Annotated in this window: 27 protein-coding genes; 13 read left to right on the top strand and 14 right to left on the bottom strand. The window is 62.2% G+C overall.

All coding sequences use genetic code 11. The features are described from left to right. Positions 1 to 90 precede the first annotated feature (90 nt). Entirely contained in the window at positions 91 to 735 is a 645-nt protein-coding gene (locus GJR98_RS03770; protein WP_151135615.1) for an HAD family hydrolase, read from the top strand. Positions 736 to 777: 42 nt separating this feature from the next. On the opposite strand, the gene GJR98_RS03765 is transcribed toward GJR98_RS03770, so the two are convergent. After that, on the bottom strand, positions 778 to 3,117 hold the full coding sequence (locus GJR98_RS03765; RefSeq protein WP_151135613.1) for a DEAD/DEAH box helicase: 2,340 nt from the start codon (positions 3,115 to 3,117) through the stop codon (positions 778 to 780). A 573-nt stretch (positions 3,118 to 3,690) separates the two neighbouring features. On the opposite strand from GJR98_RS03765, the gene lipA reads away from it, so the two are divergent. The 5 genes from lipA (at position 3,691) to lpdA (ending at position 9,943) form a co-directional block, all read left to right on the top strand. Then, complete coding sequence (gene lipA, locus GJR98_RS03760) at positions 3,691 to 4,626, top strand: lipoyl synthase (RefSeq protein WP_151135611.1); 936 nt, start codon at positions 3,691 to 3,693, stop codon at positions 4,624 to 4,626. A gap of 301 nt (positions 4,627 to 4,927) precedes the next feature. Continuing rightward, the gene (gene pdhA, locus GJR98_RS03755) at positions 4,928 to 6,034 is read left to right on the top strand and encodes a pyruvate dehydrogenase (acetyl-transferring) E1 component subunit alpha (protein WP_151135609.1); all 1,107 of its coding nucleotides are present in this window, start codon (positions 4,928 to 4,930) and stop codon (positions 6,032 to 6,034) included. Beyond that, the gene (locus GJR98_RS03750) at positions 6,031 to 7,014 is read left to right on the top strand and encodes an alpha-ketoacid dehydrogenase subunit beta (protein ID WP_151135607.1); all 984 of its coding nucleotides are present in this window, start codon (positions 6,031 to 6,033) and stop codon (positions 7,012 to 7,014) included. The genes pdhA and GJR98_RS03750 overlap by 4 nt, the downstream gene beginning before the upstream one ends. Before the next feature lie 2 nt (positions 7,015 to 7,016). Further along, complete coding sequence (locus GJR98_RS03745; RefSeq protein WP_151135605.1) at positions 7,017 to 8,516, top strand: 2-oxo acid dehydrogenase subunit E2; 1,500 nt, start codon at positions 7,017 to 7,019, stop codon at positions 8,514 to 8,516. Continuing rightward, positions 8,516 to 9,943, top strand: a complete 1,428-nt coding sequence (lpdA, locus tag GJR98_RS03740) for a dihydrolipoyl dehydrogenase (RefSeq protein WP_151135603.1) — start codon at positions 8,516 to 8,518, stop codon at positions 9,941 to 9,943. Before GJR98_RS03745 ends, lpdA begins: the two co-directional genes overlap by 1 nt. 20 nt (positions 9,944 to 9,963) lie before the next feature. Here lpdA and GJR98_RS03735 read toward each other — a convergent pair whose 3' ends face one another. Both GJR98_RS03735 and serB read right to left on the bottom strand, forming a co-directional pair. Next, a complete protein-coding gene (locus GJR98_RS03735) occupies positions 9,964 to 10,155 on the bottom strand; it encodes a hypothetical protein (protein WP_151135601.1) in 192 nt (63 codons plus the stop codon). 110 nt (positions 10,156 to 10,265) lie between these two features. Next, positions 10,266 to 10,916 carry a phosphoserine phosphatase SerB gene (gene serB / locus GJR98_RS03730; protein ID WP_151135599.1) on the bottom strand — a complete coding sequence of 217 codons (651 nt, stop codon included), beginning with the start codon at positions 10,914 to 10,916 and terminating at the stop codon, positions 10,266 to 10,268. A gap of 162 nt (positions 10,917 to 11,078) precedes the next feature. Here serB and serA point away from each other — a divergent pair, with 162 nt between their 5' ends. Continuing rightward, positions 11,079 to 12,656, top strand: coding sequence for a phosphoglycerate dehydrogenase (serA, locus tag GJR98_RS03725; protein ID WP_151135597.1), 1,578 nt, complete (start codon positions 11,079 to 11,081; stop codon positions 12,654 to 12,656). 122 nt (positions 12,657 to 12,778) lie between these two features. Here serA and GJR98_RS03720 read toward each other — a convergent pair whose 3' ends face one another. The 6 genes from GJR98_RS03720 to GJR98_RS03695 all read right to left on the bottom strand — a co-directional run bounded on the left by GJR98_RS03720 (position 12,779) and on the right by GJR98_RS03695 (position 16,537). Beyond that, complete coding sequence (locus tag GJR98_RS03720; protein ID WP_191965411.1) at positions 12,779 to 13,231, bottom strand: hypothetical protein; 453 nt, start codon at positions 13,229 to 13,231, stop codon at positions 12,779 to 12,781. A 118-nt stretch (positions 13,232 to 13,349) separates the two neighbouring features. After that, positions 13,350 to 14,609, bottom strand: a complete 1,260-nt coding sequence (gene thrC, locus GJR98_RS03715) for a threonine synthase (protein WP_151135595.1) — start codon at positions 14,607 to 14,609, stop codon at positions 13,350 to 13,352. Between the two features lie 132 nt (positions 14,610 to 14,741). Beyond that, a complete protein-coding gene (locus GJR98_RS03710; RefSeq protein ID WP_151135594.1) occupies positions 14,742 to 15,113 on the bottom strand; it encodes a helix-turn-helix domain-containing protein in 372 nt (123 codons plus the stop codon). A gap of 72 nt (positions 15,114 to 15,185) precedes the next feature. Beyond that, positions 15,186 to 15,425: a hypothetical protein gene (locus GJR98_RS03705; RefSeq protein ID WP_151135592.1), complete on the bottom strand. Its 240-nt coding sequence runs from the start codon at positions 15,423 to 15,425 to the stop codon at positions 15,186 to 15,188. A gap of 123 nt (positions 15,426 to 15,548) precedes the next feature. Further along, positions 15,549 to 16,241, bottom strand: coding sequence for a DUF5828 family protein (locus tag GJR98_RS03700; RefSeq protein WP_151135590.1), 693 nt, complete (start codon positions 16,239 to 16,241; stop codon positions 15,549 to 15,551). Positions 16,242 to 16,327: 86 nt separating this feature from the next. Beyond that, positions 16,328 to 16,537, bottom strand: coding sequence for a hypothetical protein (locus GJR98_RS03695; RefSeq protein WP_151135588.1), 210 nt, complete (start codon positions 16,535 to 16,537; stop codon positions 16,328 to 16,330). Positions 16,538 to 16,625: 88 nt separating this feature from the next. Between GJR98_RS03695 and GJR98_RS03690 the strand changes: the two genes are divergently transcribed. Continuing rightward, positions 16,626 to 17,006, top strand: a complete 381-nt coding sequence (locus GJR98_RS03690) for a cupin domain-containing protein (protein ID WP_151135586.1) — start codon at positions 16,626 to 16,628, stop codon at positions 17,004 to 17,006. After that, positions 17,003 to 17,629, top strand: coding sequence for a hypothetical protein (locus tag GJR98_RS03685; protein ID WP_154269693.1), 627 nt, complete (start codon positions 17,003 to 17,005; stop codon positions 17,627 to 17,629). The genes GJR98_RS03690 and GJR98_RS03685 overlap by 4 nt, the downstream gene beginning before the upstream one ends. 230 nt (positions 17,630 to 17,859) lie before the next feature. Here the strand turns inward: GJR98_RS03685 and GJR98_RS03680 are convergent, their stop codons facing one another. The 3 genes from GJR98_RS03680 to GJR98_RS03670 all read right to left on the bottom strand — a co-directional run bounded on the left by GJR98_RS03680 (position 17,860) and on the right by GJR98_RS03670 (position 21,027). After that, entirely contained in the window at positions 17,860 to 19,626 is a 1,767-nt protein-coding gene (locus GJR98_RS03680; RefSeq protein ID WP_151135584.1) for a carbon starvation CstA family protein, read from the bottom strand. Between the two features lie 137 nt (positions 19,627 to 19,763). Further along, entirely contained in the window at positions 19,764 to 20,729 is a 966-nt protein-coding gene (locus GJR98_RS03675) for an ArsA family ATPase (RefSeq protein WP_151135582.1), read from the bottom strand. A gap of 1 nt (position 20,730) precedes the next feature. After that, positions 20,731 to 21,027, bottom strand: a complete 297-nt coding sequence (locus GJR98_RS03670; RefSeq protein ID WP_151135580.1) for a hypothetical protein — start codon at positions 21,025 to 21,027, stop codon at positions 20,731 to 20,733. A gap of 101 nt (positions 21,028 to 21,128) precedes the next feature. Here GJR98_RS03670 and GJR98_RS03665 point away from each other — a divergent pair, with 101 nt between their 5' ends. Together GJR98_RS03665 and GJR98_RS03660 are read left to right on the top strand one after the other, a co-directional pair. Beyond that, positions 21,129 to 22,418 carry a CobW family GTP-binding protein gene (locus GJR98_RS03665; protein WP_151135578.1) on the top strand — a complete coding sequence of 430 codons (1,290 nt, stop codon included), beginning with the start codon at positions 21,129 to 21,131 and terminating at the stop codon, positions 22,416 to 22,418. Next, positions 22,415 to 22,621, top strand: a complete 207-nt coding sequence (locus GJR98_RS03660; protein WP_151135576.1) for a hypothetical protein — start codon at positions 22,415 to 22,417, stop codon at positions 22,619 to 22,621. Before GJR98_RS03665 ends, GJR98_RS03660 begins: the two co-directional genes overlap by 4 nt. A gap of 13 nt (positions 22,622 to 22,634) precedes the next feature. Here the strand turns inward: GJR98_RS03660 and GJR98_RS03655 are convergent, their stop codons facing one another. Together GJR98_RS03655 and GJR98_RS03650 are read right to left on the bottom strand one after the other, a co-directional pair. Further along, positions 22,635 to 22,856 (bottom strand): hypothetical protein, encoded by a 222-nt coding sequence (locus tag GJR98_RS03655; RefSeq protein ID WP_151135574.1) that lies wholly within the window; start codon positions 22,854 to 22,856, stop codon positions 22,635 to 22,637. Positions 22,857 to 22,967: 111 nt separating this feature from the next. After that, the gene (locus GJR98_RS03650) at positions 22,968 to 23,297 is read right to left on the bottom strand and encodes a hypothetical protein (protein ID WP_151135572.1); all 330 of its coding nucleotides are present in this window, start codon (positions 23,295 to 23,297) and stop codon (positions 22,968 to 22,970) included. Positions 23,298 to 23,542: 245 nt separating this feature from the next. On the opposite strand from GJR98_RS03650, the gene upp reads away from it, so the two are divergent. Continuing rightward, a complete protein-coding gene (gene upp / locus GJR98_RS03645; RefSeq protein ID WP_151135570.1) occupies positions 23,543 to 24,223 on the top strand; it encodes a uracil phosphoribosyltransferase in 681 nt (226 codons plus the stop codon). Between the two features lie 93 nt (positions 24,224 to 24,316). After that, on the top strand, positions 24,317 to 24,526 hold the full coding sequence (locus tag GJR98_RS03640) for a DUF7569 family protein (protein ID WP_151135568.1): 210 nt from the start codon (positions 24,317 to 24,319) through the stop codon (positions 24,524 to 24,526). Positions 24,527 to 24,691: the final 165 nt, after the last annotated feature.

The following is a 24,691-nucleotide window of genomic DNA, read 5'->3' as shown; positions in this document are numbered from 1 at the left end:
ACCTTCGTCCGAAGGTTGAAGGGCCATCGCGTCCGCGACGAGCGATGCCGCGGCACGAAGGCATTTGTCCGCCGCGGCACAGGTCGAAGCATGGATGCGAACGTCGTGCTGTTCGACATGGATGGAGTGTTAGTCGATTCCGAGCAGTACTGGCACGCCTTCGAAGACGACTGGGTCTTCGCGGATGCCATCGAGTCGGGCGACCCCGCACACGAAGAGATTACGGGAATGAACTTCCGCGAGATATACGACTACCTCGACGAGGCCTACGGAACGACCGTCACGAAAGCGGAGTTCGTCGCGGCGTACCAAGAGAACAGCGTGGACGTCTACGGCGAGAAAGTCGTCTTGATGGACGGCGCAGAAGAACTCTTCGCAGACCTCCGCGCCGCGGGCAAGAAAGTCGCCATCGTCTCGTCGGCCCCACAAGATTGGATTTCGGTCGTCCGCGAACGGTTCGACCTCGACCCACTCGACTTGGTCCTCTCGGCAGACGACATCGACGACCCGGGCAAACCCGAACCCCACATCTACGAGGAGGCCGCCGAGCGACTCGGCGTCACCCCCGAAGACTGCGTCGTCGTCGAAGACTCGGTCAACGGCATCGAGTCGGCCGCCCGCTCGGGTGCGCACACAATCGCGTACCGCGCGGACCACAACGCCGCGTTAGACCTCTCGCAGGCGGACGAAATCGTCGACGGGCCCGAAGAACTTCGGACCGCGTTGCTCGGTTGAGACAGAATCGCTTGCAGCGTGCGCGACGAAAACGAAGCGCGACTACTCCACCCGAACCGTCCGCGTCTCCCGAATCGGGAGCAACGGTAAGTCGGGGAACGTCACTTCGACGGTGAACGCCAGTTCGTCGTCCGTCGCGCCGAAGACACCGACGGGGACGACCACCTCGTCCGTGAGGTAGCACTCTTTTGCCGACATCTCCACGCCGTTGACGGTGACGCGGATACCGACTGACCCGCCACCGGCGGCGTTGGTCACACGGATATCGTGCATGTCGCTCTCGCCGCGGGCGACCGTCTCGGGGAACGCGCCCCACTCGATTTCGGGTGCGGGATGGTTCTTGGCGCTCTCGACGACGCGTTCGGCCACGCCCTGCGAGAGTCCCGCGCGAGTGAGTTCTTTCACGCCAGCGTCGACCACGTCGGCGGGCGAAGAGAGGCCTCCGGTTGCGAGTGTGCGAGCGCGGCCGGGGCCGATACCATCGACCGCAGTGAGTGCCGCGGCATCGCCGCTGACGCCGTGGTCTACGCGTGCTTCGACCCGGCGAGCGAGGTTCGCCGCGCGGGCGTCCGCGAAGGTATCCAAGAATTCACGGAGCGCCGAGAGGAGACGAAGCGCGTTCTGGCGGATGACCCACGCGTCGCTGCGGAGTTCGCTCGGCGTCGAGTTCGCCATGCTCGCGTGGAGAATCGCCAGCACCTTTCGCGGGCCGTCTTCGAGTTCGGTCGAGACGCCTGCGAGCACCGAGTTGACGGCGTCGACTTCGGACTGTCGAGACGAGACCTGTCGGAAGTCGGCCGCGCCGGCGACCGCTTCGAGGATGCCATCGGCCGTGATTCGGTCGCGGTTGGCGAGCGTGGCGAACCGCGTCGCGGTCCCGAGGCGGAGGTAGTACTTGGAGGTGAGACGACCGAGCGGTGTCGCGTCGATAGAGAGGTCGTCGTCCATCTCGACGAACCCGCGAGAGACCAGTCGGTCGAGGACGTCGCGGACGCGAGAGCGCAGGTCTTCGAAGTCGTACGCGCTCGGGTCCGACTGCGCCCGTCGGTAGTAGAACGTCGTCTCCAGCCACGACATCACGTCGTCTAAGTCCCGAATCGTTCCCATCGCGATTTCGGCGTTGAGGTGTGCATCGAGGTCCTCGGCGAGCCGTGACTCGATTTCCTTGCCTTCGCGGAGGAGGCGGCGGTACTTGTTCTGGTCTGCGTGGTCGCAGACGACCCACCCGTATCCAACGTCGTCGTATCCGGGTCGGCCGGCGCGCCCGAGCATCTGGAGGATGTCGAGCGGCGAGATGTCGACTTCGCCTTCGAGTGGGTCGTGGTGTTTCGTGTCGCGGATGACGACACAGCGCGCAGGGAGGTTCACGCCCCACGCCAGCGTCGACGTCGAAAACAGGAGCTGAATCTTCCCTTCTTTGAACCACTCTTCGACCGCCTCGCGGTCGTCGCGGGCGAGGCCAGCGTGGTGGAATCCGACGCCGTCCAAGACGCCCTTTCGAAGCGAGTCGTTGCTCAGTTCTTTCGCCTCGTTGTGGAAGTCGTAGTCGCCGCGAGCGCCGATTGGCACGTCTCGTTTGGCGAGTTCGTCGCGCGCTTTCTCGGCGGCACGGACCGCGTCCTGCCGCGAGGAGACGAAGACGAGCGACTGCCCACCGTCGCGGATGTGAGGTTCTGCGAGGTCGAACGCCCGGTAGAGGCGGCGGTACTTGTCCGCGAACGAGTTCTCGCCGTGCGTGTACGTCTTCACGCCCGCGTGCAAGTCGACGGGGCGGTAGTCGTCGCCGAACTCGAACGTCGTCTCGCGGGGGGCGTCCAGCCACGCCGCCACGTCGTCGATGTTCGGCATCGTCGCCGAGAGCGCCACGATACGCGGGTCGCAGATGCGACGCATCCGCGAGACGGTGACTTCGAGGACGCCGCCACGGGTTTCAGAGTCGAGCAGGTGGACTTCGTCGATGACGACGCAGTCGACGTTCTCGATGAACGAGTAGCGCGCGGAGTCGTGTTTACGCGTGGCGGAGTCGGTCTTCTCCGGCGTCATCACGAGGATGTCCGCGCGTGCGGCGCGTCGGGGGTTCAACTCGCGTTCACCGGTCACGACGTAGACGGAGTAGCCGAGGTCTTCGAACCGTTCCCACTCGGTCTCTTTTTCGGTTGTCAGGGCGCGAAGCGGGGCGATGAACAGTGCGGTCCCGTCGTCGCGGAGCGTCTTGCAGATCGCGAGTTCCGCGAGCGCCGTCTTTCCGCTGGCAGTGGGCGCGGACGCGACCACGTTGTGGTCGGTGTCGAGGATGCCCGGAAGGGCCTCCCGTTGCATTCGGTTGAACTCCTCGAACCCGAACGCGTCGGCGAATTCGGGAACCGCCTCGGCGACTTTCACAGGGCGCACCTCCGTGTGTAGACAGAGGCCGGAAGCGAGACGAAGACGAGGGTCATACTGGTAGCCGAGTCGTCCGTGGGGAAAGGCGTTTCTCCATTCGGTGAGGACGCTCGGCGAACGAGAGTACAAAAAACGTGTTCAGGGGACCATTCAGGGCGCGATACCGGCCGTCTCCTGTCTTACGCCGCGCCGGCGAGGACAGCGATGAACGACCAGTTCGTTCCCGCGGTGGCTTCGCGCTTCTTCGATTCAGCCTTCGACAGGTTTCGGCGGTGTTTCCAGTTCATACACTGTACGAAAATCTTTACTCGGATATAAGTTTTTCAGTTCTATGATATATCTAGCACGGTTTTACATCCACAATGATGGAAAGTCGTGATGAATTCGAAGCGAACGTTTTCTTTTTCGTGAAAGTTGTGTATGTTTGTCCTCTTCTTTAGCTAGTGTGGTAGCACAGGACAGTGCCCTCACGTCTGTGGGTTTGGCCATACTGGCACTGGATATTGTGTCAATAGAATAACCGACACCGTGGTAATCCTCATGTTTTTGCCTGTCGCCTCGTAAGAACTGACCATGCGCACGCGGCGGAAGCCAGACTGGTTGAAGATGCGACCGCCATCGGGCCGGCGCTTCACCGACATCAAAGCCACACTCCGAGACCGAAACCTCAACACGGTTTGTGAGGAAGCCAACTGTCCGAACCTCGGAGAGTGTTGGAGCGGTCGAGACGGGCCCGGGACGGCCACGTTCATGCTCATGGGCGACCGGTGCTCGCGAGGGTGCAACTTCTGTGACGTCATGACCGGCGGGATGGAGCCACTCGACCCCGAGGAACCTGCGAACGTCGCCGACGCCGTCGCCGAAATCGGCCTCGACTACGTAGTGTTGACCTCCGTGGACCGTGACGACTTACCCGACCAAGGTGCCGGGCACTTCGCGGAGACGATTCGAGAAATCAAACGCCGTGACCCCGGCGTCCTCGTCGAAGTGCTGATTCCCGACTTCCAGGGCGAACCCGAACTCGTCCGGAAGATAATCGACGCCGGTCCGGACGTCATCGCCCACAACATCGAGACGGTCGAACGCCTCCAGTGGCCGATTCGTGACCGACGAGCAGGCTACGAGCAGTCGCTGTCGGTCCTCCAGCAGGTCACAGACGAATCGGACATCCACACGAAGACGTCCATCATGCTGGGCCTCGGCGAACACGCCCACGAAGTCTACCAGACACTATCGGACCTCCGCGAGGCCGACGTGGATATCGTGACGTTCGGCCAGTACCTCCAACCGTCGCGGACCCACCTCGACGTGTTCGAGTACGTCCACCCCGACGTGTTCGACACGTGGCGACAGGTCGCCGAAGAGGAACTCGACTTCCTCTACTGCGCCTCCGGTCCGATGGTCCGGTCGTCGTACAAAGCGGGCGAACTCTTCGTCGACGCACTCCTCCGCGAGGGGTCGAGCGTCGAAGAAGCGCGGCAGGCAGCACGCGCGGCCGCTGGTCAGTAACGCGCGAGCCACTCGTCTGGCCGAACCGACAGTGGTGATACACCGCTGTCAGATTGTGCCCCGATTTCTCCCGTCGCGTTCTGAAACGTTGTCGATATTTCTGATTATTTCTCGGTGAGATGTGGGTTCTCACTAATGACCATCAGGAAGAATCGTTTAGAAGTCAAAATGTCCAATTTTGTCCTGTGTGAGTTTACATAGCACGGCCAGCAGCGCAATATTCCGAACCAAAGTAAATTATATACGAAAACAATATAACGCCAGCGGGTGTCGATTTTGCCATGAACAGGAGGGTTCTCCAGTGAGCGTGCTTCAGCGTGACCCACAGGACCAGGTACGAGTGCTCGATGAGAACGGGACTGTCGTCGGTGAAGTCCCCGACATCGACGACGAGACACTGGTCGACATGTATCGCAACATGCGCCTTGCCCGACACTTCGACACTCGGGCAGTGAGCCTGCAGCGACAGGGTCGGATGGGAACCTATCCACCGCTGTCGGGACAGGAAGGCGCACAGATTGGCAGCGCCATCGCGCTCGACGAAGACGACTGGATGGTCCCCAGTTACCGCGAGCACGGTGCGGCGTTACTCCGGGGGCTTCCGCTCAAACAGACGCTTCTGTACTGGATGGGCCACGAGAAAGGTAACCAGATGCCGGAGGGTGTGAATCTCTTCCCGCCGGCCGTCCCCATCGCGTCGCAAATCCCCCACGCGACGGGTGCTGGATGGTCGTTCAAACTCCGCGGTGAGGAGAACAAGGCAGTTATCTGTTACTTCGGCGACGGGGCGACGTCCGAAGGCGACTTCCACGAAGGGCTGAACTTCGCGGGCGTCTTCGACACCCCCAACGTCTTCTTCTGTAACAACAACCAGTGGGCGATTTCCGTCCCCCGCGAACGACAGACGGCCTCCGAGACCATCGCACAGAAGGCCACCGCCTACGGCATCGACGGCGTGCAGGTCGACGGCATGGACCCGCTTGCTGTCTACTCTGTAACCAAGGCCGCACTGGAGAAAGCCAAGAACCCCGCAGAGGGCGAAGGGCGTCCCACCCTCATCGAGGCGGTCCAGTACCGCTTCGGTGCACACACCACCGCCGACGACCCAACCGTCTACCGCGACGACGACGAAGTCGAGAAGTGGAAGGCAAAAGACCCCATCCCGCGACTGGAGACGTTCCTCCGCGAGACGGGCCGACTCGACGACGAGTCCGTCGAGGCAATCGAGGCAGACATCAAGCAACGAGTTGCCGACGCCATCGAGGCCGCTGAGTCCGAACCACGTCCGGAACCCAGCGAGATGTTCGACTACGCCTACGCCGAGCGGACCCCCGAGGTTCAAGCACAGTACGAGGAGTTCGAAGCACTCCGTGAGAAGGTTGGCGACGAAGGGTTCCTCCGAGAATGAGCGCACAGAATCTTACCATCGTACAGGCGGTACGGGACGGTCTCTACACCGAAATGAACCTCGACGACGAGGTGTTGGTCATGGGCGAAGACGTCGGCAAGAACGGCGGCGTCTTCCGCGCGACCGAAGGCCTCTGGGACGAATTCGGTGACGACCGCGTCATCGACACGCCACTCGCCGAGTCCGGCATCGTCGGAACCGCGATTGGCATGGCCGCGATGGGGCTGAAGCCAGTTCCCGAGATGCAGTTCTCTGGGTTCATGTACCCGGCGTACGACCAAATCATCAGCCACATGTCGCGGTTCCGGACCCGGACTCGCGGGCGCTACACGCTTCCGATGGTCCTCCGCGCACCCTACGGTGGCGGCATCCGCGCCCCCGAATCGCACTCCGAGTCGAAAGAGATGTTCTACGCGCACGAGGCCGGCCTGAAGGTCGTCATCCCCTCGACGCCGTACGACACGAAGGGACTGCTCATCTCCGCGATTCGCGACCCCGACCCAGTCATCTTCCTCGAACCCAAACTCATCTACCGCGCGTTCCGCGGTGAGGTCCCCGAAGAGGACTACACCGTCCCCATCGGCGAAGCCGCCGTCCGCAAAGAGGGAACCGACGTGTCGGTGTTCACCTACGGCGCGATGACCCGCCCGACGCTCGAAGCAGTCGAAAACCTCGAAGAAGAGGGCATCGACGCCGAAGTCGTCGACCTCCGCACCATCTCGCCACTCGACCGTGACACAGTCGTCGAGTCGTTCAAGAAGACCGGGCGTGCAGTCGTCGTCCACGAGGCACCCAAGACCGGTGGCCTCGGCGCCGAAATCACGTCCATCATCCAAGAAGAGGCGCTGCTCTATCAGGAAGCGCCCGTAAAGCGCGTCGCAGGCTACGACGTTCCGTACCCACTGTACGCACTGGAGGACTACTACCTCCCGTCGGTCGCCCGCGTCGAAGACGGAATTCGTGAAGCGGTGAACTTCTGACAATGGCACTCAAGGAATTCAAACTCCCAGACGTCGGTGAAGGCGTCGCAGAAGGCGAACTCGTAACGTGGCACGTCGCACCGGGCGACGAGGTAACCGAAGACCAGGTACTCGCAGAAGTCGAGACCGACAAAGCACTCGTCGACGTTCCCTCGCCGTTCAATGGGACGGTGAACGAACTGTTCGCCGAAGAGGGCGAAGTCGTTCCCGTCGGCAACGTCATCATCACCATTCAGGTCGGTGGCGACGAGGCCGACGAAACCGAAACTGCCGCAGCACCTGACGCAGAAGCAGAATCCGAAGCAGAGTCAGCAGACACGGAGTCGGACGAAACCGGCGGGCGCGTCTTTGCTGCGCCGAGTGTCCGACGCCTCGCCCGCGAACTCGACGTCGAACTCGGGTCCATCGACGGGAGCGGCCCGAGTGGACGCGTGACCGAAAACGACGTTCGCGCGGCCGCCGAGGCCGACGAAGCAGAAGAAGACAGCGGCCCACGGAACATCGAAATCAACGGCCAGTCGGCGACGGAGAAGCGTGACGAAAGCGCTGCCCCGTCTGCCGAGAGCGCCGACCGAGACAAGACGCTCGCTGCACCCGCGACCCGTGCGCTGGCAAAAGAGAAAGGCGTCGACATCGACGCCGTGCCCGCGACCGAGATGCGTGACGGTGAGGCGTTCGTCTCGCCCGCCGCCGTCAGCGAGTACGCCGAGGCCCAGCGCGCCGCACAGGCCGCAGACGCCGACGCAGTCGCCGCCGAACCCGAAGCAGGAACCGCCACGGCCGAGACGGCTGAGGCTGGTCCCGTCGCTGGCGAGCGCATCCCGTTCAAAGGCGTCCGCAAGGCCATCGCCGACCAGATGCAGCGCTCGAAGTACACGGCACCACACGTCACCCACCACGACGAAGTCGACGTGACGGAACTCGTCGAACTGCGCTCGCAACTCAAGCCCGTCGCCGAAGAGCGGGACACGAAGCTCACCTACATGCCGTTCGTGATGAAGGCGGTCATCGCGGCGCTGAAGGACTTCCCGTACATCAACTCGCAACTCGACGAGGAGAACGAAGAAATCGTCCTCCGCGAGGACTACAATATCGGCGTCGCCACCGCGACGGACGCCGGTCTCATGGTTCCCGTCGTCCACGACGCAGACCGCAAGGGGATGCTCCAGATTGCTGACGAGATGAACGAACTGGTCGAGAAGGCCCGCACCCGCAAGATTTCGCCCAACGAGATGCGTGGTGGCACCTTCACCATCACCAACATCGGCGGCATCGGTGGCGAGTACGCGACGCCGATCATCAACTACCCAGAGGTGGCAATCCTTGCGCTCGGCGCAATCAAGGATAAGCCCCGTGTCGTTGACGGTGACATAGTGCCACGAAAAATCCTTACACTCTCTCTATCCTTCGACCACCGCATCGTCGACGGCGCACAGGGTGCACGCTTTACGAACCGCATCAAGGAACTGCTCGAAGACCCCAAACTGCTGGTGCTCGAATAATGGTTGTTGGAGATATCGCGACTGGAACCGAAGTACTGGTCATCGGTGCTGGACCGGGTGGCTACGTCGCCGCCATCCGCGCCGCACAGCAAGGACTCGACACGACGCTCGTCGAGAAAGACGCCTACGGCGGCACCTGTCTGAACTACGGGTGTATCCCGTCGAAAGCGCTCATCACGAGCGCCGACCTCGCCCACGAGGCGGGCAACGCCGAAGAGATGGGTATCCACGCCGACCCCGTCGTCGACATGTCGCAACTGCGCGACTGGAAAGACGGCGTCGTGAACCAACTCACCGGCGGCGTCGAAAAGCTGTGCAAGGCAAACGGCGTCAACCTCGTGGAGGGAACCGCTCGCTTCAAAGACGAGAACGCCGTGCGAATCGCCCACGGTGGCGAAGGACAGGGTTCGGAGACCATCGAGTTCGAACACTGTATCATCGCAACCGGGTCGCGCGTCATCCAGATTCCGGGCTTCGACTTCGCGGACGAACAGGTCTGGTCGTCTCGTGACGCCCTCGCCGCAGACACCGTCCCGGACCGCCTCGTCGTGGTCGGCGGTGGCTACATCGGCATGGAGCTGTCGACCACGTTCGCCAAACTCGGCTCCGAAGTGACCGTCGTCGAGATGCTCGACGACATCCTCCCCGGCTACGAGTCTGACGTCGCCCGTGTCGTCCGCAAGCGCGCCGAGGACCTCGGCATCGACATGAACTTCGGCGAGGGTGCCAGCGGCTGGCGCGAAGACGACGACGGCATCATGGTGACGACCGAGACCGAAGACGGCGAAGAGAACGAGTACCGCGCCGACAAGGTCCTGGTTGCGGTCGGGCGCTCGCCCGTCACCGACACGATGGAACTCGAAAACGCCGGCCTCGAAGCCGACGAGCGCGGGTTCCTCTCTGTCGACGACTTCCGCCGCACCGACGTCGAACACATCTACGCAGTGGGAGACATTGTGGCCGACACACCGATGCTCGCGCACGTCGCCTCGAAAGAAGGCATCGTCGCCGCCGAACACATCGCCGGCGAACCCGTCGCCTTCGACAGTCAGGCCGTCCCGGCCGCCGTCTTCACCGACCCCGAAATCGGCACCGTCGGCATGACCGAAGACGAGGCCGAAGAGATGGGCTTTACGCCGCTCGTCGGGCAGATGCCCTTCACCGCCTCCGGTCGCGCGCTCACCACGGGCCACGCCGATGGCTTCGTTCGCATCGTCGCCGACGACGATTCTGGCTTCATCCTCGGCGCGCAAATCGTCGGCCCAGAAGCGTCCGAGTTAGTGGCCGAAGTCGCCCTCGCAATCGAGATGGGCGCGACGCTCGAAGACGTCGCGTCGACCATCCACACGCACCCGACGCTCGCCGAAGCGGTCATGGAGGCCGCAGAGAACGCGCTCGGACAGGCGATTCACACGCTGAATCGGTAACCCAGCAGAAACAGTCTTTTTTATTCGCTATCCAACCACCACAGCGCCAGCATCGTCCCCACCACTGCCACGGCAGCGGGGAGCGATTTGTCGATGCCGAGTGTGCGGAAGTCGAGGAGGACCACGCCCTCGTACTGGGCGGCGAGCGCGAGGGCTACGAAGACGAACCCCGCCACCCACAGCTCGGGCGTGTTGAAGTCGCTAATTGCCATAAATACTGATACGACGTGAATCGTGATAAACGTTAGCAGGACACAAGAGTTGCTGGCGCGGAAAGGATGCTCGCGGGGAGACTGCTGCCGGAAAAACGGTGATTCGTGCCTTACTCTTCGGTGGCGTCGAGGATGTTGTAGCCCTCGAACACCTTGCCGAGACGGTCCATCGAGGCGACGACAACGTCACAGGCGGGGCGAACCGCGTTCTTCGGGACGAACCCAACCGAGAGGCCGGCGACTTCGAGCATCGGCAGGTCGTTCGCACCGTCACCGACGGCGACGGTTCGTTCCATCGGAACGTCGTGTTCGGCGGCGTAGTTCTCTAACGCCGTGTCTTTCGTCCCCTCGATGAGCGACCCTTCGACGTCGCCAGTGAGTCGGCCGCCTTTGATGGGCAGGTGGTTCGAGACGATGTCGTCGACTTCGACGCCCTCCTTTTCCAGTGCGCGTTCGACGCCGCGTTTGAACCCGCCGGTGAAGATGGCGACGTGGTGGCCGTAGTCGCGCAGGCGCTGGATGAGTTCGGCCGCGCCGGGGCGGAGTTCGACCTCGCCGTAGGCCTCTTCGGCGAGTTCCTCTTCGAGTCCTTCGAGGAGTCGAGCGCGGGAGCGCAGACTCTCTGCGTAGCTAATTTCGTCGTTCATGGCGCGTTCGGTGATGTCGGCCATCTTCTCGGCAGTCCCGTTTCGCTTGCCGAGGAGAACGGTCATCTCCGAGTCCGAGAGCGTGCCGTCGAAGTCGAAGGCGATGATTCGCATACGTGCCCGTCGTTCCCGTGGGGTTTCAAAGCTTTCTCGTCGGCAGAAACACGGACATCGTGATACCGACCTGACGCACGAATAATCGTGTGAGACACTCTCATTGTCACGATATCGGCCGTTGTGGCAACTCTTAACCCCCGTGAGTATGTCCCTACGCGCATGAAGGTACTCGTCACGGACCCAATCGCCGATGCGGGTCTGGACAGACTTCGTGAGGCTGGGTACGAAGTAGAGACCGCGTACGATGTCGAAGGCGACGCACTGCTGGAAGCCGTCTCCGACGCAAATGGGCTCATCGTCCGCTCCGGGACACAGGTCACCGCCGAAGTGTTCGAGGCAGCACCCGACCTCGTCATCGTCGGTCGCGCTGGTATCGGTGTCGACAACATCGACATCGACGCCGCAACCGAACACGGCGTCATCGTCGCCAACGCGCCTGAGGGCAACGTTCGTGCCGCCGCCGAGCACACGGTTGCGATGGGCTTCGCCGCCGCGCGCTCGATTCCACAGGCACACGCCCGCCTGAAGAACGGCGAGTGGGCCAAGTCTGACTACCTCGGAAACGAGGTCAACGGCAAGACCCTCGGCGTCGTCGGCCTCGGCCGCGTCGGCCAAGAGGTCGCAAAGAAGTTCCACGCACTCGGGATGGACATCGTCGCGTACGACCCGTACATCGGCCAAGAACGCGCCGAGCAGCTCGGTGCCGAACTCGTCGAGTTCGACGCGTGTCTCTCGCGTGCTGACTTCCTGACGGTCCACACGCCGCTGACGCCCGAGACGGAGGGGCTCATCTCCACCGAGGAACTCGAAACGATGGGCAGCGGCTACCTCATCAACTGTGCTCGCGGTGGCGTCGTCGACGAGACGGCCCTCGCAGAGGCAGTCGAGGCCGGTGTCCTCGACGGTGCCGCAGTGGACGTGTTCGCCGACGAGCCCGTCTCGCCGGACAACCCGCTCCTCAGCGTCGACAACGTCGTCGTCACGCCGCACCTCGGTGCGTCCACGTCGGCCGCACAGGAGAACGTCGCCGTCTCGACGGCCGACCAAATCGTCGCCGCGCTCCGCGAGGAACCGGTGATGAACGCGCTCAACGCGCCCTCGGTCGACGAGAGCGCCTTCCCGCGCATCCGACCGTACATCGAACTCGCCGAAACCGCCGGCAAGATTGCTGCCCAACTCCTCGACGGGCGTCTCGGCGAAGTCGAAGTCAGTTACCACGGTGACATCGCCGCCGAAGACCTCGAACTCGTCACGGCCTCTGCGCTCAAGGGCGTCTTCACACCGCTCGAATGGCAGGTCAACGCCGTCAACGCGCCGCAGATTGCGAAAGAACGCGGCATCGAAGTCACCGAGTCGAAGTCTCGCCAGTCGGAAGACTTCCAGAGTCTCGTGACGGTCACCGTCCGCAACGGCGACGAAGAGATGACCATCTCCGGGACGCTGTTCGCAGGTGACGACCCGCGTATCGTCCGCATCAACGGGTACCGCCTCGACGCCATCCCGCACGGCCAGATGCTCGTCGCTCGCAACTACGACAAACCCGGCGTCATCGGCTTCATCGGAACGGTCCTCGGCGAGAACGACGTCAACATCGCAGGGATGTTCAACGCCCGTCGCGCAAAGGCCGGCGGCGAAGCACTGACCGTCTACAACCTCGACGACGAAGTCACCGAGGAGGTCCGCGAGAAACTCCTCGCAGACGACCGTATCATCGACGTCGACGCAATCACCCTCTGAGCAGGGTCAGCGAAGACGTTCACACCGTCAGCGGGACCAATTCGATTGCGCCAGCGGAGACCAGTTCGGCCGCGCCAGCGGGGACCAATCTGGTTGCGTCAGTGGGGACCAGTTCGACTGCGTCAGCGGAGACCGAACGCCGACGACACGCGCACCACTGCACGAGCAACCGTCGACCGAAGTCGACCGAGAGTCCGCCGAGTGGTAGACGATGGAGACGATGGACGACGTTTTTTCGACCGTCTGTGAGACGGCTGTGACCGAGCGGTTCGAGCGGACGCTCCCGACGCCTGCCGACGGTACAGTTCCGCCAGCAATCGTTCGTAGTGGTCGATGACGTCCTGTTGGTTCTCGTTCATCGAATCGAGGCGGTCCTTGAGATGGTGGTTGGCACGGCGAAGAGCCTCGTTCTCGCGTCGAAGTGACGCAGTGTCCTGCGTGGGAGGGGACTCGGCAGGACGACGGGACCGGTTGGTATCGGCCGTGGAGTAACCGGTCACCGCCTCGTCTGGCGGGTACGTTCGTGACCCGGAACCTCCTCCGAGAGTTCCGGTCGGCAAACTACTGAGCGACATCGTGTGGTACGACGTGGCACAGAATCAAAAGGATGTGTCAGACGAGCAACTGACATCCGTCAGCGGTCGCCGGGCACCGAGTGGTGAGAGAGGGAGAACCGGTGGCGGAGCGCCGCGCTTACTCGGCGAGGTGTTCCAGCACCGCGTCGGTGTCGTTCGGGACCGACTCGGGTTCGTTCCCGGCCGCGAACGCAGCATCGGGGTCTTTCAACAGATGGCCGGTCGTGAGACAGACGACCTGTTCGTCCTCGTCGATGGTCCCGTTCTCACGCAGTTTGCGGAGGCCAGCGACCGAAGCGGCGGACGCCGGTTCGACGCCGACACCTTCGGCAGCGAGGTCGCGTTGTGCCTCGGTGATTTCGTCGTCCGAGACGGCGACGGCAGTTCCGCCGGTCTCACGGATGCCGGGCAGTGCCTTCGGCGCGTTGACCGGGTTGCCGATGCGGATGGCGGTTGCGATGGTTTCGACCTCGTCCCAGCGGCGAGTCTCGTCCCAGCCGTTCTCGATGGCTTCGACCATCGGCGCGGCACCTTCTGCCTGCACACCCGTCAGTTTCGGCACGTCTTCTGCGTCGAGCGCGCCCGACTGGACGAGTTCGCGGAACGCCTTGTAGAGCGCCGACGTGTTGCCCGCGTTGCCGACGGGGAGGACGATACGGTCCGGGTAGGTGCCGTAGTCTTCGTGGAACTCTTCGAGAATCTCGAGGCCGATGGTCTTCTGGCCTTCGAGGCGGAAGGGGTTCAGCGAGTTGAGGAGGTACACTTCACCGCGAGCAGCGAGGTCCTGAACGATGTCGAGACAGGAGTCGAAGTTGCCGTCGACTTCGAGGATGCGCGCGTCGTGAAGCGCGGCCTGTGCAATCTTTCCGGCGGCGACCTTCCCAGACGGGAGCAAGACGAGCGTCTCCATTCCGCCACGCGCACCGTACGCTGCGAGCGCCGCCGAGGTGTTCCCCGTCGAGGCGCAGGCGAGTCGGCCGACGCCCAGTTCCTTGGCGACGCGAACGCCGACGGTCATGCCGCGGTCTTTGAACGACCCGGTGGGGTTCATCCCCTCGTGTTTGATGCGAAGCGTCTCGACGCCGATGTCGGATTCGAGGCGCGGGACGGTGTGCAGCGGGGTCGCACCCTCTGGGAGCGAGACGCCTACTTCGAACGGGAGCGCGGCGTTGTACCGCCAGACACCGCGACCTTCGAAGTCGTCCCAGGTCGGTGGGGACGCGTAGCGGACTTCGAGGAGTCCGTCACAGTCGTCGCACGTGTATCGCACGTCGTCGAACGGTGCGAACTGTGCGCCGCACTCGATACATTCGAGCCAGGTGCCGTCGTCGGCGACGGCTGGCTCTTCCGGCGTGGGTGCCGTGAGTTCGAGGCTCATTGGTCGGGCGGTGGAACCAGAGGGACAAAAGCAGGTGGGTTTGGGCGGCACCTGCCGGTCAGACCGTGGCGTCTCGCGCGGCCACGAGCGAACCGAACGAGCGCGAAAACTGAAAGTCGAACGTTCGTCGGCCTACGAGTCGCCGAAGGCGTCGATACGGGCGTGGACGTCGTCGGCCCACTCGTCGAGGGCACCGTGCATCATCTCTTTGGCTTCCGGAAGCGGCGTCGCCGTGTACTGATAGACATACCCGCCGGGGTCGAGCAGTCGGCGCTTTCGGTCTGCGAGCCCCTTGTCGAGCAGTGTCGTCAGCGAGCGGTTGACGTTACTCCGGTCACGTTCGAGGACGTCTGCGAGTTCCGCAACGGTACTTCCCGGGTTGTCGAGGAGCGCGAGGTACGTCCGACTCTCGTGGCTCTGGATTCCGAAGACGCAGGCGAGGACGTGCCCGAAGTTCGGGTCGTCCGTCTCCATCAGGTCTTCCATATCCGGTGCATCAACCATGCACATCTGTTCGCTGTCCGTCGAATTAAACCCTCACCTACGGGAAACCTGTCCGAAAACGAGGCCGACCCGTTAGTCGTCTTTCGCGTAACCCATCTTCAACACACACGAGCGCATCCCCTCTTCGTCCTCGTGTTTGTGGAGCGTCGTCGGCGTGTCGCAGTAGAACGTCGTCCCGTCGTGTCGGAGCGTCACCTCGTGGACGCCACCGAGCATCTCGGCGCGGACGATGATACGGCGTCCCTCTCGAAGGGCATCGAGAATCTCGTCGGCGGTCAGTTCCCCGGACTCGATTCGGAGCAGTTCGGCCATACGAACACAACACGGGCGAGCGGTATCAGTATTATCGAACCGAGACAGGTGTGTGCGAGAAAAACCAGACCGAACCCGTCGGCCAGAATCCGGGGTCGAAAAGTGAAGTGGCAGCGAACGTCGTCAGTTCGTCGTCGACTTGGACTGCTTTTCTGCGTCTGTGACCGGCACTTCGACACCCTCGACGGCCTCCGCAACTTCCGTCTCCTTTGGGGTGTCGATGTGCCAGCGGTCGACTTCGTCTTCGTAGCCCCGGAGGATGTCGGAGACCTGCGACTTCAGGGCGTCGTCGTTGACGTTCACCTCGAAGACGAACAGTTCGTCACCAGTTCCGCGGCCGACCTGCTGGATGTTGGCGCTGATGAGTTCGTTGTCGAAGTAGTACGGTGCGAGTTGCGTCATCACCTTGCGGTAGACCGTGTCTTCGACCTTGCGGAGGGCCTTCCGTCCGGCGGAGTCGGCAGCACGTGCGACGTAGTTGATGGAGTCTTGCCACGACTCGACGGCACCTTCGTCGTCTCCTTCTTCGATTTTCTCGTAGGAGCGAGACAGTTTCTCACCGGCCGTCTTGAGGTCCTCGTTGGGCGCTTTTCCTTTCTTCTCGCCTTCGCCCTCGCCGACACTGGCTTGCTTCGCCGTCTTCTCGTTGACGTCTTCTCCCAGTCGCTCGTGTGACTTCGGTCGCCACTCGTCCCAGTCGTCGAAGGGAGGGCCTTCGACACCGGACTCGTGGAGGGCACGGGTGATTCGTTCCCCGTGTTCAACGACTTCCCCCCAAGAACCACGCCGTTTGAACCCGGAGATGCTCTCTTCCATGTCGTTGACTGGACTACGTGCTAAGGGATAAAAATGCTCCGAGAAGCCCTCTCACACGCGTGAACGTCATCGATTTCGAACGGTGCTCACCGGTTTCCGTAGATGACTCGCTCGGCGAAGGCGTCGAGACGGGTCGAGAGTCCTTCGAGCCACGCGCTGGGCGACACTGCGCGGAGTTCTGCCTCGTCGAGCTCGATTCGCTCGCCCCCGAGTGGGTCGCGCTCCTCGGACATGGTCGCGTCGACGACGGTGGTCATCGCACATCGACCACACGCCTCACGTTTCGGCTCTGCCATGTTTCCCCGATTCGTAATCATCATGAATAAACCTTGGTTTCCCACGAGTCGCGACGGGCTTATAGGGACGAACGTGTTGCACCGTCTCATGGGATACCGCGTCGTGGACACAGACAGCGTCGAACCGATTCCAGACCGCCCGTGCGAACTCCGTCGCATCGGCGTCGAAGGTGGCTTAGAGAAGTTCGCACTCAATCGGTTCCGGGCCGAACCTGGCGAGCAGGTGCCGCTGAAGTACCACTATCACACCGAACAGGAAGAGGCGTTCTACGTCCTCTCGGGCACGCTGTTCGTCGAGACACCCGACGAGACGTTCGAGGTGCCGGAAGGTGGACTGTTCGTCGCCGACCCCGAGAGCCCGCACCGCGCACACAACCCCGAAGATGCGACCGAGACGGTCGATATTCTCGCCATCGGCGCGCCAGCAGTGTCGGGTGACGCCGAACAGTACGACCCGGACGAGAGATGAGCGACGTGGACCGACCCGGCAGTGGTGAGGGACGGCCCGACAGCGATGGGCCTGCGACCGACGTCCCCGACTGGGAAGACGAGTACCTCGACCGGGTCTCGGACCGCCTCATGTACAACTACGACCTGGAGAAAGACCACCGGGTCGACGGCGAGTCCTTCGACCTCTTCGGGACGATGCACATCGAGACCCAAAAGCAGTTCCTCCACCGGTCTATCAACTTCGCCAACCACTACATGGACGAGTATCTGCTTGCTCGGCGCACCAGTCGGGCCACGCTCGCCGAGGTCGAGCGACTCGTCGACCTCGCCGACACACTCTCCGAAGAGTGGATCGACGGCAGTGAAGAACATCAGGGAACTGAGTTCACGTTCGTCCTCGTCGCCCCCGACATCACCGACGACGTTCGCTCGTTCGTGAACCGGTTCTCTCGACGGAAACTCCTCAAGTACGGATACCACGGCCACTACGAGGTCCATCTCGTGGTCGTCGCGCCGGACGACGAGGACGTGGTTGCGAGCGAGCACGCAGACGTTGCGCGTGCGTTCACACTCTGGCAAGACTCTTCTCTCGAACCGACGCCGGGGCTGTTGACCCGGGTTCTCAGACGTCTCTCGCGGTGAGTCAGCGAGACGGCGTCGCTTCTTGGTCGCCGTCGTTCGTCCGACTGTCCGAAGTCGAGCAGTTACCGCTCGAACGGTGATGCTGACCACCACGCACGAGTGAAACGGCTCGCACCCAGAGACGGGTCGTCAGGCCCGTACCCTGAGATGGGTCGTCACGAGCGACACCGACACCGGTGGCTCACTGCCTCGGGTGCAAAAGAAAGAATTCGTCTGGTTCGTTTCGCGAGTTAGTCGTCCGTCTGCCCACCGTCGGTGACGGCGGCACCCGGACTGTCGCGGACCTCTTGGATGTTGTCGTAGCCCATCTTCACGATGGAGATACCGATGTAGATGAGCACGAGTGCGAGGACAATCTGAACCACTGCAGAGATTGTCTGGACGGTCGTCATCTCGGCACCCTGGATGAACTTCACGTACAGGTTGTCGTGGAGTGCAACCCAGAGCAGGCCGAGCGTCGTGATGCCCGTCATGATGACCATCGGAGCGCCCGTCGAGATGAGCTGTTTCGAGTCGTCCCAGTTCGCGAGCCACACCGTCGCAGTCGTCAGTGCGAGCGCCGCGAGCAGCTGGTTCGCGCCACCGAACAGTTGCCAGAGGGTGAGCCACGAACCACTCGCGATGAGCAGGTATGCGGGAACACCCTGAATGATTGGGTTGACGTAGCGGTGGATTGCGTACTCCTCGACCTGCGTCTCAGGCGTGCCGACGATCTCTTCGAGCATGTAGCGTCCCAGACGGACGGCCGTGTCCGTCGAGGTGAGCAGGAAGCTCACGAGCACGAGCGCCATGAACGGCGCACCGTAGGCCGCAGGGATGCCGAAGGACGTCAGGATGATACCGCCACCGTCCGCGAAGTTCGGGAGTGCACGACCGATACCGCCGCCTGCGGTGACACCTGCGACAGCGAGCGTCGCGAGCGCGACGGTCGCGAGCAGACCTTCACCGATCATCCCACCGTAGCCGATGAGGCGGGCGTCGGTCTCTTTGTTGAGTTGTTTCGAGGTCGTCCCGGACGACACCAGTGAGTGGAACCCGCTGATGGTCCCACACGCGATGGTGATGAACAGCATGGGGAACAGCGGCGTGATGCCGGTCGAACCCCAGAAGCCGTTGTACGCGCTGATGTTGATGACCAGCGGCTCGGACGAGGTTCCGAGGAACGTGCCAACGATGATTGCGAGGAGTGCTCCGCCAACACCTGCGTAGAGCAGGAACGACGAGAGGTAGTCACGCGGTTGCAGCAGCATCCACACTGGCAGCGCACTGGCGAGCGCAGCGTAGATGATGATGATCGGAATCCACGCGGAGACGTTCGGGTTGATGACCGTCGGCAGGAACGTGCTCCCACCTTCGGGAATCAGCACCAGTGGGAACTGGATACCGGCGTAGACGCTCGCGAACACACCTGCGACGAACAGGACCGTCCCGGGGATGAACGGGAGGTTCAGTTGGTACAGGTAGACACCGAACACGAACGCGAGTGCGATGTACAGCAAACTCGCCGTCGCCGCGCTCGGGTACGCGTCGAACACGATGCCCGTCACGAGTGCGAACACCGCCAGCACCAGAATGATGGTGAGGAACGCGAACCACAGCAGCATGTTCTTGCCGCGTTCGCCTACGTACTCGCCGATGATGTATCCGATAGACTTTCCGTCGTGTCGCAGACTGCTCGACAGCGACACGAAGTCGTGGACACTACCGAGAAGCGGATTTCCGATAGCAATCCACGCGAGTGCGGGGACCCATCCCCACACCACACCAGCCGTAATTGGCCCCACGATGGGTGCCCCGCCTGCAATACTCGAATAGTGATGCCCCAGTAAGACCGGCTTCTTTGCCGGTACATACTCTTGCCCGTCTTCGTACTTGTGCGCCGGCGTATCACGACCTTCGTCGAGTTCGACGAACTGTGAGAGGTACTTCGAGTATCCGAAATACCCGACAGTAAACAGCGCCAATACGGTGACGACCAGCCATATAACTTGTACCATGGTACTCTGCCCCACCATGAGACACGAAAATGTCTACCTTAACGTTAACGATAGTTTGGAATGGATAGAATGTGATTAGTAGGTGAAAAACAGTACCGATTTGGGAACCAATCCGGCCGGACAATTGTAATGACTACTCAATTTGTGGAGAGTTCCACACCAACTTCAATCTCGTCAGCGACCTCACCGAGGAAATCGCCCTTCACTTCGGCGACCCGTGTCTCGATTGCGGCCACGAGCGGGGGTGTGAGGTCGTCGCGGAGTTCGCGGAGTCGTTCCTGTTCAGTATTGACTCTGTCTCGCAAGAACGTCGCGCCTCTGCCCTGTTCGTCTGGGTCGGGTTCGGGAGTCAACCGGTTGACTGCGAGTCCACGGACGTCGAGTCCGTACGAATCGAGCTGTTCGACCGCCCGCTTCGTCTCTCGAATCGAGAGTTCGTCGGGGTTCACGACGAGGAAGAAGGCAGCCTCGTCCTGCAGTGTCTCCTTGGCGAAGTTGAAGTCGTCACGACGCTGTTCGAGCCGAGCGATAATCGGGTCACCCTCCATCATCCGTCGTGGTTCGTTGTTGCCGATAGCCGCGCGTTCGAACAGTTTCACCGACTGCTTTCGCTTGTGGAGGAGTCGCTGAATCCACCCATCGAGGTACTCCGGCAGCGAGAGGAGTCGAAGCGTCCCGCCGGTGGGCGAGGTGTCGAAGACGACACGGTCGTACTCCGCCGAGTTCCGCATCACGTCGATGAAGCGGTCGAAGAGCGCCGATTCGTGCGCACCGGGCGTCTGGTGCGCCATCTCTATCTGCCGGTCGATTTCGTTGACCATCGCCGGACTCACCTGTTCGCCCAGCGCTCGCTTCGTCTCCATGAGATGTTCCCGAACCTCCGTCTCGGGGTCGATTTCCATGGCGTCGAGGTTCGGTTCGTCCTCGACTGGTTGGGGCGTGTCAGTGAACGATTGGTCGAACACGTCGCGGGTGCTGTGCGCCGGGTCTGTCGAGACGAGCAGTGTCGAGACGCCAGCACGAGCGCATTTGACTGCGTATGCACTCGACATGGTCGTCTTACCGACGCCGCCTTTCCCGCCGAAGAAAACGAATTTTCGCATGTTAGAAGTGGAATTGGTGGCCTTTTCGTTCGAGCAACGAGCCTCGGTCCCACATGCGTCGCTCCCACGCCTCGAACTCGTCTTCGAGGTACGGGAGGAGTTCAGCCGTGTAGTAGGAGATGGGCGACGGAATCCCGAACGCGTCCGGGAAACACGCGAGCATGAACGCGTCTTCGTGGTCTTCCGCCTGTTTCTCGATTTTCTCGTAGGCAGGGTGTGTTATCATCCCGTGGTAGAGGCCGCGAAGCCACTCCTCTACGAGGGTTCGATAGGACTCGATGCGCGCGGCAAGCGTCATCAGTTTACACACTCACCGATGGCCGGGCAAAAGCGTATCGCTCACGAACGACTACACAGGATTCCCGCGGGTTGATATACCAGGACGAGGTATGCCCGCTCATGAAACCGCGTGAGGCAATCCCTGTGACGGTGCTCGGCGGGAGCCTCGGGGCGGGCAAGACGACGCTTCTCAATCACCTGTTGACGAACGCCGGTGACCACGATATCGCCGTCCTCGTCAACGATATGGGGTCGGTGAACGTCGACGCCGAGTTGGTGGCAGACGAGTCCGAACTCACCGTCGGCGGGGGTGTGACCGAGTTGTCCAACGGCTGTATCTGCTGTGAACTGCAGGACGACCTCGAGACGGCCGTCGTTCGACTCGCACAGGAGCGGTCGTTCGACCACCTCGTCGTAGAAGCATCGGGGGTGTCGAGACCCGGGCCCGTCGCCAGACTCTTCGTCACGTCGCGGGCGGCCGCGAGATACGACGTGGCCGGCCTCGTCACCGTCGTCGACGCACGCCTGTTCGCCGACACGTTCGTCGGTGGCGACCCCGAACGAACCGTCGCCGAGGACAGCGACGGAACGGTCCAACCACTCTCGGACCTCCTCGTCGAACAGGTCGAGAGCGCCGACCTCGTCGTACTCAACAAGCGTGACCTCGTCACCGACGACGAAGTCAGAGAGGTTCGCGACGTAGTCGAGGCCCTTCGACCCAGTGTCGACGTGGTCGAGACGACACACGGTACGGTCGATGTCGACCACCTGCTCTCTGACGTCCACGACCCCGACGCACCCGTCGGCTGGCGGGCCGCACTCGAACACGAGAGCGACGATGGAGACGCTGCGGAAGTCGACGGGAGTGGACACGACCACGGAGATGGACACGGTCACGACCACGGCAACCACGACGACCACGGCAACCACGACGACCACGACCACAGTGTCGTCTCGCACGCGGAGGCGACCTACGGCGTCACCTCGTTCGTCTACCGACGGCGCGCTCCACTCGACCCCGATGGAGCGAAAGCGGTGCTCGGAGACCTTCCCGACTCGGTCGTCCGCGCCAAAGGGTCGCTGTGGATTGCTGGCGCCGAAGACGTCCACTACACCTACAGTCAGGCCGGCCCATCGGCGTACGTCACTGCCGGTGGCCCGTGGATTGCGTCACTCCCCGAGTTCGAACAGGACACGTATCGCCGCAACCACCCCGAAATTGACTGGCACGAAGAGTACGGAGACAAGCGGACCGAACTCGTGTTCATCGGCCGCGGCATGGACGAAGCAGCGCTCGTCGAAGCGCTGGACCAACACATCCGCGAACCGGGAGTTAGCGTCGACGACGGTCAGTACCCGGTCGAGGCTGGTTCTGAACTGGCCCTCGCCGAACCGGAGGTCGAATCGTGAGCGACGAAGAAAACGCGGGGCAGATAGAGTGGGGAGAGGGCGACCCACGCGTGCTGATCGTGATGAACTTCATCCTCTCGTCTCTGTTCGCCACCGTCGTCATCTACGGACTCTCGTACCTCGACCTCGCGGCGTTCACGTTCGTCAACGTCGCGTCGTTGGCACTGATACTCACAGCAATCACCTACGTCGTGACGAAGTGACGTCCCGAGTCTGCTAACACGCGCACCCGGTGCTTCCGGGCGAGCGCTCGAACTCCATCTCGTCGCCACAGGTCGGGCACGATGGTGGACCCTCGCCCTCGACGTCGAGGTCGAGGATGCGCTCTGAACAGTCGTGACACCAGTATCCGCCCTTCGATTCACGGCCCTTCCCGGACCGGTCGGCCGACTGGTTCGAGGCCATGAGGACCTCCATGAGCGTGGTAACGAACCCCATAGTCTCGGCTCAGTCGCTCAGTTGTTAAATCCCGGGTCGGTTGGCCACAGGGGATGCACGACCGTCGACGCCGAGAGAGCCATCTGCCACCAGAGGAGGTTCCACGTCGTCTCAGTTGAGAATCTGATAGACGACTGGGAGTAACAGCAGGACGAGAAGCAAGAAGAACGCAATCGTCGCGTACCCGAGGTTCTGCATGCGAACGCTCGGAGGAATCTCGGCGCGGTGGTCTGGGTCGACCGTCCACACGAATCGGTAGTACGCGAGCATCCCACACCCGACAGAGACGACGAGAGAGCCAACGACCCCCATTGCGATAGAGAGCCCAAATATCGTCCCGTAGAGCGGTCCAAACGAGATGACGAACATGAACGCGAGCGAGGCAACGACCAAGAATGGGACGGGGTCGACGTTCTTCCCGTGACGATTCTGCAAGTGCATACCCCAATATACGTGACACGATGACATAGGTATACACAGCACACCCACATCGTGAGAATCACCGGCATACATTCACGCTCGCTACCGCCGCAACTGGACGCAATCCATCGACGTAGTACGTGCATAACGCAGGTCGGTCCCTCGCAGTGAGACACGTTCGCGGCCCACTCGTGAACTACTCGCAGGGGGCCGCTGGCGGCCGATAGCCGCATTTATGTCCTTCGGGAATCCGCTTATTCGGTAAGATGCCCATCGAAGACCGAGACGACGCGTACCTCATCACGCACGCGCTGGCGAAGGACACACTCTCGCGCCTCCGAGACGTCCAGACGACGCAGGTCGCGTTCCGCAAAGGCCTCGTCAAACTCGGCCGCATCTGTGGCTACGAGATTATCGACGGGGCGATGGAGACCGAGTACGTGACCATCCAGACGCCGCTTCAGGAGACGACTGGCGAGCGCGTGAAAGGCCTCGACAACGTGGTCATCATCAACGTTCTCCGTGCTGCGACGCCGTTCGTCGAGGGACTGCTCAAAGCGTTCCCACGTGCGAAGCAAGGTGTCATCTCCGCCGGTCGCGACGAAGATGCGGGCATGAACGAGGAAGGGGGCTTCCCCATCACCATCGACTACGTGAAACTTCCCGAGATTACCAAAGAGGACACGGTCATCGTGGCCGACCCGATGCTCGCGACTGGGTCGACGATGTGTGCCGTCCTCGACCACGTCCTCGAAAACGCGGGCGTCGACCCCGAGAAACTGTTCGTCCTCTCGGCCGTCTCGGCACCCGACGGACTTCTTCGCGTCCACGAGCAGTTCCCTGAAGTCGACCTCCTGACGGTCGCCATCGACGACTACCTCGACGACGATGGGTACATCGTCCCCGGCCTCGGCGACGCCGGTGACCGTGCATTCCGAACCACGTAAGTTCGCAGTCGCACCGAACGCGGGTAACGACTAAGTTACCACCCGCGCACTCCGAATCATGGACGACGCTCGTACTCGCGGAGGGAGTCGAAGATGAGTGACCCGTGTGACGGCTGTGGTCAACCAGTCGAAGACGCACTCGCTCGGGCCGTGCGCCTGCAGGTCGACCGGTCGACGGTCGACGACCAACGACTCTGTCCGAACTGCTTCGCCGACTGGATAACACGATACAAAGACGAGATGTCACCGAAGGCGTCGGACGGGTCCGCAGGGTCGTCCGACTCGGAGATTATCGTCGACTGAGCCGACACCCCCTCTCTTCGGGTCGAGAACCACCAGACTGGAGTCGAATTTCGTTCGACTCGAACGTCCCGAACCACACCCCCGTCGAATGCCGTGACAAACATTGTCACAGTAGAGGATACGACGGGCACGAACCCACCGAACCCCTTCATTTCGGGTCGAACA

Origin of the sequence: Haloferax marinisediminis (assembly GCF_009674585.1) — an archaeon.
Lineage (GTDB): Archaea > Halobacteriota > Halobacteria > Halobacteriales > Haloferacaceae > Haloferax > Haloferax marinisediminis.
The sequence above is the reverse complement of the archived record's forward strand: the minus strand, read 5'-3'. Positions and strand labels throughout refer to the sequence as shown.

Bases quoted from the DNA above. Each gene is read 5' to 3' on its own strand.
- GJR98_RS03640 (WP_151135568.1), top strand. From the start codon at position 24,317: ATGAGTGACCCGTGTGACGGCTGTGGTCAACCAGTCGAAGACGCACTC.
- GJR98_RS03720 (WP_191965411.1), bottom strand. From the start codon at position 13,231: ATGTCGCTCAGTAGTTTGCCGACCGGAACTCTCGGAGGAGGTTCCGGG.
- serB (WP_151135599.1), bottom strand. From the start codon at position 10,916: ATGCGAATCATCGCCTTCGACTTCGACGGCACGCTCTCGGACTCGGAG.
- upp (WP_151135570.1), top strand. From the start codon at position 23,543: ATGCCCATCGAAGACCGAGACGACGCGTACCTCATCACGCACGCGCTG.
- GJR98_RS03770 (WP_151135615.1), top strand. From the start codon at position 91: ATGGATGCGAACGTCGTGCTGTTCGACATGGATGGAGTGTTAGTCGAT.
- GJR98_RS03690 (WP_151135586.1), top strand. From the start codon at position 16,626: ATGGGATACCGCGTCGTGGACACAGACAGCGTCGAACCGATTCCAGAC.
- GJR98_RS03700 (WP_151135590.1), bottom strand. From the start codon at position 16,241: ATGGAAGAGAGCATCTCCGGGTTCAAACGGCGTGGTTCTTGGGGGGAA.
- lipA (WP_151135611.1), top strand. From the start codon at position 3,691: ATGCGCACGCGGCGGAAGCCAGACTGGTTGAAGATGCGACCGCCATCG.
- GJR98_RS03670 (WP_151135580.1), bottom strand. From the start codon at position 21,027: ATGACGCTTGCCGCGCGCATCGAGTCCTATCGAACCCTCGTAGAGGAG.
- serA (WP_151135597.1), top strand. From the start codon at position 11,079: ATGAAGGTACTCGTCACGGACCCAATCGCCGATGCGGGTCTGGACAGA.
- GJR98_RS03705 (WP_151135592.1), bottom strand. From the start codon at position 15,425: ATGGCCGAACTGCTCCGAATCGAGTCCGGGGAACTGACCGCCGACGAG.
- GJR98_RS03675 (WP_151135582.1), bottom strand. From the start codon at position 20,729: ATGCGAAAATTCGTTTTCTTCGGCGGGAAAGGCGGCGTCGGTAAGACG.
- lpdA (WP_151135603.1), top strand. From the start codon at position 8,516: ATGGTTGTTGGAGATATCGCGACTGGAACCGAAGTACTGGTCATCGGT.
- GJR98_RS03680 (WP_151135584.1), bottom strand. From the start codon at position 19,626: ATGGTACAAGTTATATGGCTGGTCGTCACCGTATTGGCGCTGTTTACT.
- GJR98_RS03695 (WP_151135588.1), bottom strand. From the start codon at position 16,537: ATGGCAGAGCCGAAACGTGAGGCGTGTGGTCGATGTGCGATGACCACC.
- GJR98_RS03685 (WP_154269693.1), top strand. From the start codon at position 17,003: ATGAGCGACGTGGACCGACCCGGCAGTGGTGAGGGACGGCCCGACAGC.
- GJR98_RS03750 (WP_151135607.1), top strand. From the start codon at position 6,031: ATGAGCGCACAGAATCTTACCATCGTACAGGCGGTACGGGACGGTCTC.
- GJR98_RS03745 (WP_151135605.1), top strand. From the start codon at position 7,017: ATGGCACTCAAGGAATTCAAACTCCCAGACGTCGGTGAAGGCGTCGCA.
- GJR98_RS03735 (WP_151135601.1), bottom strand. From the start codon at position 10,155: ATGGCAATTAGCGACTTCAACACGCCCGAGCTGTGGGTGGCGGGGTTC.
- GJR98_RS03650 (WP_151135572.1), bottom strand. From the start codon at position 23,297: ATGCACTTGCAGAATCGTCACGGGAAGAACGTCGACCCCGTCCCATTC.
- thrC (WP_151135595.1), bottom strand. From the start codon at position 14,609: ATGAGCCTCGAACTCACGGCACCCACGCCGGAAGAGCCAGCCGTCGCC.
- GJR98_RS03665 (WP_151135578.1), top strand. From the start codon at position 21,129: ATGAAACCGCGTGAGGCAATCCCTGTGACGGTGCTCGGCGGGAGCCTC.
- GJR98_RS03655 (WP_151135574.1), bottom strand. From the start codon at position 22,856: ATGGGGTTCGTTACCACGCTCATGGAGGTCCTCATGGCCTCGAACCAG.
- GJR98_RS03710 (WP_151135594.1), bottom strand. From the start codon at position 15,113: ATGGTTGATGCACCGGATATGGAAGACCTGATGGAGACGGACGACCCG.